This window comes from Serratia sp. N21D137, from assembly GCF_047530005.1.
Taxonomy (GTDB): Bacteria; Pseudomonadota; Gammaproteobacteria; order Enterobacterales; family Enterobacteriaceae; genus Chania; species Chania fonticola_B.
This window is the reverse complement of sequence record NZ_JBLJAJ010000033.1, coordinates 55,843-63,443: the sequence shown is the minus strand read 5'-3', so window position 1 is coordinate 63,443 and position 7,601 is coordinate 55,843. Positions and strand designations below refer to the sequence as shown.

Genomic DNA, 7,601 nt, shown 5'->3' with positions numbered 1-7,601 from the left:
TCTGTTTTTGACCGCCGAGTCCGGCAAGATAGTACCGGACAACGTCAAGTTTGAACTGAAGTGAATACTTCATCAGAACTGTACCTCCAAATGTCAGATGTTTGTCCAACATTTGGGGTTCAGTTCAACCTTGCGCCCCTCTTTGTGTGGAGTACAAAACACGCCAGATAGTAACAAATCATAACGTTCAGGCGCTTTCAGTTCCGGCACCGGATGATAATATTTGATAAGGTTCGGAGGGTTTTCGTCATAGCGACAAATTGCGACGTTCAAGCCCCCTCACCGCAAGGACGGGCCACACCTGCAGGTAACGCCATGTTAGACCATAAAGCCATAGAGCAGACGCTAATCAGCGCAGTCCGCCAGCAAGGTCTTACCCTGGACGGCAAAGACCTGCTAGATCTCCGCACCAGCGCCGAGGCGGTAGCTATCTCGCCAGGGCGGCAGTAATCAGGCTGGCGTTAATGCCCAGCCGTTTCCATTCATTCCACCAGCACCAACATACGCTTATCAGAATCAGCCACAGGGCGATTGAGCTTGCTTCTGATGGCATCGACAAGCCAAGCCGACTTAGGCCGCCACGGCCTGATTAAAGGCATCCTGTAAATCAGCCGGAACCCGGAACGCCACTAAGTTGGATTTGCTCACGCTCGAACCTCGATAGCTTCTTATCTTGGTCAGTGATGCTAAAATCAGGGATAGACTTATCATGGCTATAGTTACATTATGCTACGTGTAACTGCTTAAGTTTTAAATGGCATAGGCCAGCATTTGTTATTTTTTGCTATGATGTGGGTACCATGCTAAAAAATCATAAGGAGTGTGAATAGATGGACTACAATCAATCATCCAATGAAGTGTTAGCTAAATATTTTGATGCATTTATAGAAAAGGCGAGTGGGGCTTTACGTGATGGTGTGAGAGATATTGAAACAGGCGCGATTAGATCGCTTGCACTTATATCGCCACAGGTTTCTATTGGGTACACCAACCCACAGTACATGAATCTTATCTCAGCACATAGCAATATGATTCGTGAAGAAGATTCTCGTATGCTTCGCTCTATCTTTTCTCTGGTTAAAAAGCCTAATGTCATCTATGAGATGACATTGACCATTGTAAATTTTGTATTTGCAACAATGCCTGAACGAACAAAAAAAAACCTAACGGAAAGGCGATCAGAGATTGAAGACAAAGTAACTGACACCATTGCGAAGCAAGCTATAAAAGCAGCTGCAAAGATTGCTTTGATAGAGGTTTTAGTTCAGTTGATCACATTAAGAATATCAAGCTCCCCGGATGTAATTATCTCTTCTAGGCAAGTCGTGGCAAGAATGCTAACAGCATTCCAAATATATAGTTATTTTGATAAAGCAGCCGTGGCAGCAAGGGCGCTAAGACGGGAGAATAGAGTTATTTATAATATGTTGTACTCTCAAGAGGTTGAGATGCTGTATTTTATTATTGCAAAAAAAATAGACCCATTAATAAAAGTATCTCTTTCTAATGACAGCACAAACGCAGATGCGCTGATGTTTGCCTTGGCTGATGTGTTTTACAAGAGGTAATGCATATGTTTAAAGCGATCCGTTCTGTTACATTGGATATCTTAAGTTATGTGTTGGCGCTTGTTCTTTCATTATTATGCATAGCGTTGGCGAGTGTCTTTCCTGATAAGCTTTTTTATGCACTTTCAGTTGTTGGTATTTTGTTCTCACTCTATATTAGCATAGTGTTAGTAAATAAAATCAGGTAGCCAATGTACACTTTTTAAATTGCTTGCCTACACACAAGCAATTTAATTTTAGCTTGCAATTCAATAAACGCGATCATCCCAGATACTATAGCCAGAAGTTCCCGCTATTTTGTGCGCCCATGTAATCGACTCGTATTTTAATGAAAGTGATTCATATGGCATTACCCCAGCGCTATTAACCACATGCGGGTAAGTTGAATTTAAGCTTATAATGGTCGCATTAGTTAATTTTACTTCGTAGAACACTTCCAATACACCTGATTGGTTGAGCCAATAGACTTGAAAAATAGCGGTGAGTTTTTCATTATTGGATACTGCAAGAGCGATTAATGGTGATGATTTATCTATAGGCTTTACGACATCAACAGGCAAGTGGTTGCAATGTTGTTCGCGTGTAACACCATGATTTAACGATAGCACTTGAATTTCGTCTGGATGATTTTTTTGACATCTATTACCGATTGAATCCATTGTGTTACAACCGGCAGAGATTAAACCTTGCTGCTGGCCGGATAAACTTAAAAATATATTAAAGCTCACGGTAAACTCCTTGTAATGAATGCGTTGAAAAATCCAATGTTATCCTATCACGGTACCAGGCCAAAACATAAATATGAAAACAACTATTTACAATGATGATATTCTTTAAGTTAATACATATTAAATTCCTATTTAACTGGCTATCTGTTCATATGTTTTTGCGCTTCTTCTAGCGAGTTGAACGTTTCAATTGTAGTTTCATTCGCATCAGGCCTTTGTGCTGGCCGCTCTTGAAGGTATAGAGGAAATCACTATACCTACCCGGCTCATGCTCGATGCGCGCAATCTGCGCGGCTCTGGTTCGCACCGAAAAGGCTGTTTTGGAGTGTGCACCTGGTATCCGTGCGCGGGGTATCCACTTTGGTATCCACCAAATCGGTACTATCTTAGCGGATACCGGAAAAAGATTCCGGTAGAGCCATGAGAGGTAATCGAGCCACAAAGGCAACAGATCCATGATGCGGGATAATCCCGTATGTACCAGGGGACAAAAATGTCCTTTGGGTAATATTTTCAGTATCGGGATCGGTTGAGCAAAGCAAGGCAGGTTGCCCCCTAATGGCAGCGGCGACAGCTTGAGGTTAAAAAATAGTCGGAATGGTATAGCACTCCGTTTTACCGTGTACACATGGGTGTACACGATCAAAAAACGCATTATAAGAAATCCAGTATCCACAAGGCTTAGACGCCAATACTCAATGAATAAATTCAGTCGCTACCACTGGATAGCTAAAAACCTTAGAGCCCGCACATTAGCGGGCTTTTTGTAGTGATTGACCCGTCCTGAATAGCGTTGACACGTTTTCGACTTAAATCCGGAGAACGTGATAATGGCCGAGTTTAAACGCACACAACGTGACTATCCTTTGTCTTTTAAAATTGCTGTTGTTGAGCAGGTTGAAAAAGGCGAAATGACCTACAAACAGGCTCAACTGCACTATGGTATTCAGGGACGTTCCACCGTTCTGACCTGGTCGCGCAAGCATGGTCATCTTAACTGGGCTCTAGGTCTTCCCCATCTCTCCGGCCGGGAGTTGCCCATGAGCCAACCGCCTGCCCCTTTAACTCCTGAGCAAAGGATCAGGAAACTTGAAGAACAGCTTGAGCTGGTCACCCAGAAAGCGGAGTTCCTTGATGCTGTCGTTAACATGCTGAAAAATGACTATGAGATCAGTGTCATAATAAAACGACCAGGCAAGTCCTCACGCAAAAACAGAGCCAAAAAATCCTCGACCATATGGGTGCTACTGAGCTTGCTGCCAATCTGTTCCGAGCAACCCAAGCGGAAGAAAAACTGCGCCGCGACCAGGTAAAATCAAAACAACAGGCAAATCAGACCCATTTCGATGTAGGTAGGAAAGTACGACAAACTATTGAAGAACTAGTTGGAACCATGCCGGAAAATCTCCCTACGCCGGAAAAAAGCATCAAGCAACTCGAATCAGCAGCGAAACGCCTGGATAAGAAATAGACCACTTAACGGGCGCATTTTTGCTTAGCCCCTACGACACGAATAGGGCAAAGCTTATCATCAGTAACCTGTGCCTAAGCCATTGCGAGGATATCCTCGTAATGGTTCGCCTTAAGGCTAGCCCACTATCCGACCCGCATCGCCATCCTCCGCAAGAACCCCATCGGCCAGGCGGATCACGCGAGGAAAGTGCGTTTTAACAAAAGCATAATCATGGCTGATGGCCAGCACGGTGGTGCCTTGCGAACGGCAAACCGCTAACCAGCGGGTAAATACCCCCAACCAATAGCTATCAAAGTCACGGCTAGGTTCGTCCAACAGTAGCAGAGGTGGCGCAACGGCAGCGAGGCTGGCAACGGCGACCATACGCCGCTGACCGGCATGTAAATCCAATGGGTGAGCATCCGCAACATCCGTTAGCTCACAAAGCGCCAGCGTTTGATCAACACGCTGCTCCAGGCTATCGCCGCGCACACCCTGATGGCGTAAGCCAAAAGCGATCTCATCGCGTACTCGGTTACGAAATATCTGCCGTTCCGCTTCCTGAAATAATACTCCCAGCAACGGCGCACGCTGTGCCGCTTTAAGGGTGGCAATATTTTGACCCTGCAAGAGAACCTTGCCGCCGGTCGGTTTTAGCAACCCGGCCATCAGGCGTAATAACGTGGATTTCCCGGCACCGTTATCCCCGATCAAGGCCACCCATTCCCCCGCCTCAATGGTCAAATCCAAACCGTTAATGATGGGTTCGCTCACGCCTGGCCACTGATATTCCAGCGATTCAATCGTTAGCATAATGAAAGCCTGCCTTGCTCCAGCGCCCAGGTTTGCAGGCAATAAGCGGCAATCTTGGTGAGTGACCGCTCAAAGAGCAAAACCACGCACTGCTGCTGATTAGCGTAAGTAGCCAGCTGTTGTAACAGCTTGGCGGTAGCTTCAGGTGTCAGGCGGCTAAAGGCTTCATCCAACAATAGTAGCCGTGGGCGCATCGCCAGCGCACAAGCCATCACCACCCGTTGCGCCTCGCCGCCAGAGAGCGTAGCTGGATGACGATGGCGTAAGGCGTGGCAATCGGTGAACGTCAGCGCCTGTTCGATACGCGCCATGATCTCAGCTTCATCCAGGCACAGATTCTCCGGCCCGAAGGCGATCTCCTCTTCGACCGTGAAGGTACAGCCGGAGAGTTGCAGCTGGGGTGCTTGTTGAATGAGCTGCACCTGCTGCGCCATTTCAACCAGCGGGCGCGAACCTATTTCCTCACCGAGGACCACTCCTGAACCCTGTATTGTGCCGGGTAAGAAGTCGGGGAAACAGCCTGCCAACAGCTGGGCAAGCGTGGTTTTTCCGCTGCCATTCCCACCGCTAATGCCATATAAACCTGGAACCTCGCAATGTAGATCGATGCTTTCCAACTGCCAGCGACTACCTTGAGGAATAAAGCTCAGCGCATTCAGTGCCACAACCACAGCCAGGCTCCTATTTCCAATGCCGCCACCAACAGCAAGCCATAGCGCACGCTACGTTGCAGCGGGCTGTCGCTCGGTGCCCATAGCGTTGTGCGTCTGGGATGCAGCCGAAAAGCACGCATATCCAGCGCCGTGCTGCGCGCGGTTAAATCATTCAACGCACTGTGGGTTAACGGGATAACCAATGCCGGAATGTAGCGCAATCGTTGATACCAATAGCCGTCTAGCGGCACGCCTCGCGCCAGCTGTGCCTGGTAAATCGCGGCCAGTTGCGCTCGCAGCTGTTCGGCAACCAGCAACGGCCCCGCCAGCAGGTATGCCAGCCCGAGCGGCAAACGGCTGGCAAACAGAGCGCGAATAACATGCTGCGGCGGCACGTATTGCAGCCAGATTTGCCCAAAACTTAGCGACGCCAACAAGCGTAGCCAGAGCGCGGCGGCGTTGAGCATTTCACTATCATCACGCGCCTCCCCCCGTAACCACCACGCCAGCCAACCGCTATGCACCAGCCATAAGCCGCCCGCCATGGGTAACATGATCCACGCCACATAGCGCCAACGATGTCGGGTGCTTTTCATCAGGATCAGCAATAGAAAGCTCGCCAGGCTATAGGCTAGCAACGGATAACCAAACGGCATCAGCAAGCTGCTGGTACCCAGTACCAGCCAAAGAGCCAGCGAGGTAAACGGGTGCATTAACGCACGGCAGCCATTGCGGGGAAATTACGCAAGGTGCGCTGCGACATATTACGTACCAATAGCCAGACGATGATGGCAACCAGCACTTTATCTATCAGGTTGATCCCCAGAACGGTCATTGCGACGGATTCGATCAGATTGCTACCCATTGAGTGCACATAGGCGACAAAGAAGTCTGCGCCACTGCCAGTGACCCCGGCGAACAGATAGGTACGGATCGGTACGGCAACAATCGTCACAGCCAAGGTGATCACCACACCGCTTAAGATCACTTTTGGTAACGTCCGGAACCAACCGATGCTCGCCAATAAGCCAGCCACCAAACCAATCACCATTGCCACCGGTGCAAACGCCGCCGCAATCGGGCCGGTGAGCAGGCCCCAGATCAGGTTGGTCAATAAACCGGTCAACATGCCGATGATCGGCCCGGCGAGAATTGCACTCAGCAAGGTACCGATAGAATCGAGGAAAATAGGCAGCTTCAGCATCGATACCAACTGCCCGCCAATCATGTTGATAGCAATTGAAATCACCATCAACACCAACGTCTGACTCGATAACCCATTACGTGCCATAACAACCTCACTCAAAAAGTAGGAAAATTAGCGTTGCTCGACGTTTAATTCGTCATAGCCTGAAAGCGCGCAAGGTTGTCGGTTAAATACGACATCGTTCAATTCCCCAATCACCAATTCGAGCGTGGTGCGCACTGTGCAGCCTGCCATCACATGGCCGCCGGTCATATAACCATGCTCATCGGCCACGGCCAGATGCAGATGTTCGCCTCCGGCCTCCAACGTGCCAATCAGTGAGACCACTTCAAATTTTCCGCTCAACAACGTGGTGCCTTCGCAACCGGCAAAACGCAACGCCACGTCGCTCAAGCTGCCGACGCAACCGCTGATCCAGGCGGCACGCAAACCCTGCTGCCGGATAAAATCACGAAGTGCAGCCAGCAGGTCTTGTTGCGGTAACAGACGCAAGGCATAAAACCGTGCCGTAGACGGCGTTGATGTCTCCACGATAAGATCCTTTACCCCAGTGGGTTGGGTGATACGGAAAAGAGGGAAATGGCGTCGGGAAGGTAGGATGCTGCATGAGGGATGTGACTCCAAATAACTCCGAACCTCGGACGTTATGCAGCATGATAGAGATTGATGCGGCCTATGTATGTGACATAGGTCAGTAAAAGCGGCGGTGCTGGTATGCTGGCCAAAAGCGAAATTGGAATGGGTCTGAAAGAACACTGATGCCAAAAATAAAAAGCCAAGAAACTCTGGTACGCGAGCGTAAGCGCTGGGTAGCGCTAGCGATCCTGGTGGCGGCCATTGTTGGCAGCTTCCTGTGGTGGAAACAAGGGACACTGCGATACGAAGAGTGGAGCCCCAACCAGCAGTATGTGGTGCGCAATTATAAAACCTTCGAGTTTATTCCGCGTTTCACCATGCCTGGCGATGGCGGGCATTACTCCGGCTACATGCGGGTTTATGACCGCAACGGCAAGCTGCTCTACGAAGAGTATTCCGACCTGCTCGACTTTGTCGAAGGCCCATTCTGGGCAAAAGAAGGCGTTTATTGGATGGGGAACGACAATCAGGACATCGTTCGCCTACCCACCTCGCCTGTGGATTGAAGCTTGCTGACAAGTGGCCTCCTGAAGGGAGGCTTAA

At 49.1% G+C, this 7,601-nt stretch carries 9 protein-coding genes and 2 pseudogenes; 5 read left to right on the top strand and 6 right to left on the bottom strand.

Annotated elements, in window-relative coordinates:
* Positions 1-315: 315 nt before the first annotated feature.
* Together ACMV5H_RS21420 and ACMV5H_RS21415 are read left to right on the top strand one after the other, a co-directional pair.
* Positions 316-450, top strand: coding sequence for a hypothetical protein (locus tag ACMV5H_RS21420; protein WP_256444953.1), 135 nt, complete (start codon positions 316-318; stop codon positions 448-450).
* A gap of 380 nt (positions 451-830) precedes the next feature.
* Entirely contained in the window at positions 831-1,568 is a 738-nt protein-coding gene (locus ACMV5H_RS21415) for a hypothetical protein (RefSeq protein WP_094981560.1), read from the top strand.
* Positions 1,569-1,816: 248 nt separating this feature from the next.
* On the opposite strand, the gene ACMV5H_RS21410 is transcribed toward ACMV5H_RS21415, so the two are convergent.
* The gene (locus tag ACMV5H_RS21410; protein ID WP_094981559.1) at positions 1,817-2,296 is read right to left on the bottom strand and encodes an Hcp family type VI secretion system effector; all 480 of its coding nucleotides are present in this window, start codon (positions 2,294-2,296) and stop codon (positions 1,817-1,819) included.
* A gap of 830 nt (positions 2,297-3,126) precedes the next feature.
* Here ACMV5H_RS21410 and ACMV5H_RS21405 point away from each other — a divergent pair.
* Positions 3,127-3,298, top strand: a pseudogene (locus tag ACMV5H_RS21405) (IS3 family transposase); the annotation flags it as partial.
* 208 nt (positions 3,299-3,506) lie between these two features.
* Positions 3,507-3,767: pseudogene (gene dinD, locus ACMV5H_RS21400) on the top strand (DNA damage-inducible protein D); the annotation flags it as partial.
* A gap of 117 nt (positions 3,768-3,884) precedes the next feature.
* On the opposite strand, the gene ACMV5H_RS21395 reads toward dinD, so the two are convergent.
* The 5 genes from ACMV5H_RS21395 to ACMV5H_RS21375 are packed head-to-tail and all read right to left on the bottom strand — an operon-like array spanning position 3,885 to position 6,956.
* Entirely contained in the window at positions 3,885-4,562 is a 678-nt protein-coding gene (locus tag ACMV5H_RS21395; protein ID WP_414822431.1) for an ABC transporter ATP-binding protein, read from the bottom strand.
* Complete coding sequence (locus ACMV5H_RS21390; protein ID WP_414822430.1) at positions 4,556-5,233, bottom strand: energy-coupling factor ABC transporter ATP-binding protein; 678 nt, start codon at positions 5,231-5,233, stop codon at positions 4,556-4,558. The genes ACMV5H_RS21395 and ACMV5H_RS21390 overlap by 7 nt, the downstream gene beginning before the upstream one ends.
* Complete coding sequence (locus ACMV5H_RS21385; protein ID WP_414822429.1) at positions 5,218-5,928, bottom strand: energy-coupling factor transporter transmembrane protein EcfT; 711 nt, start codon at positions 5,926-5,928, stop codon at positions 5,218-5,220. The genes ACMV5H_RS21390 and ACMV5H_RS21385 overlap by 16 nt, the downstream gene beginning before the upstream one ends.
* Positions 5,928-6,506 (bottom strand): ECF transporter S component, encoded by a 579-nt coding sequence (locus tag ACMV5H_RS21380; protein WP_021807285.1) that lies wholly within the window; start codon positions 6,504-6,506, stop codon positions 5,928-5,930. The genes ACMV5H_RS21385 and ACMV5H_RS21380 overlap by 1 nt, the downstream gene beginning before the upstream one ends.
* Before the next feature lie 27 nt (positions 6,507-6,533).
* On the bottom strand, positions 6,534-6,956 hold the full coding sequence (locus ACMV5H_RS21375) for a PPC domain-containing DNA-binding protein (protein WP_155621791.1): 423 nt from the start codon (positions 6,954-6,956) through the stop codon (positions 6,534-6,536).
* A 224-nt stretch (positions 6,957-7,180) separates the two neighbouring features.
* On the opposite strand from ACMV5H_RS21375, the gene ACMV5H_RS21370 reads away from it, so the two are divergent.
* A complete protein-coding gene (locus ACMV5H_RS21370; RefSeq protein ID WP_059199326.1) occupies positions 7,181-7,564 on the top strand; it encodes a hypothetical protein in 384 nt (127 codons plus the stop codon).
* Positions 7,565-7,601: the final 37 nt, after the last annotated feature.

Bases quoted from the DNA above. Each gene is read 5' to 3' on its own strand.
- ACMV5H_RS21385 (WP_414822429.1), bottom strand. From the start codon at position 5,928: ATGCACCCGTTTACCTCGCTGGCTCTTTGGCTGGTACTGGGTACCAGC.
- ACMV5H_RS21395 (WP_414822431.1), bottom strand. From the start codon at position 4,562: ATGCTAACGATTGAATCGCTGGAATATCAGTGGCCAGGCGTGAGCGAA.
- ACMV5H_RS21370 (WP_059199326.1), top strand. From the start codon at position 7,181: ATGCCAAAAATAAAAAGCCAAGAAACTCTGGTACGCGAGCGTAAGCGC.
- ACMV5H_RS21415 (WP_094981560.1), top strand. From the start codon at position 831: ATGGACTACAATCAATCATCCAATGAAGTGTTAGCTAAATATTTTGAT.
- ACMV5H_RS21380 (WP_021807285.1), bottom strand. From the start codon at position 6,506: ATGGCACGTAATGGGTTATCGAGTCAGACGTTGGTGTTGATGGTGATT.
- ACMV5H_RS21420 (WP_256444953.1), top strand. From the start codon at position 316: ATGTTAGACCATAAAGCCATAGAGCAGACGCTAATCAGCGCAGTCCGC.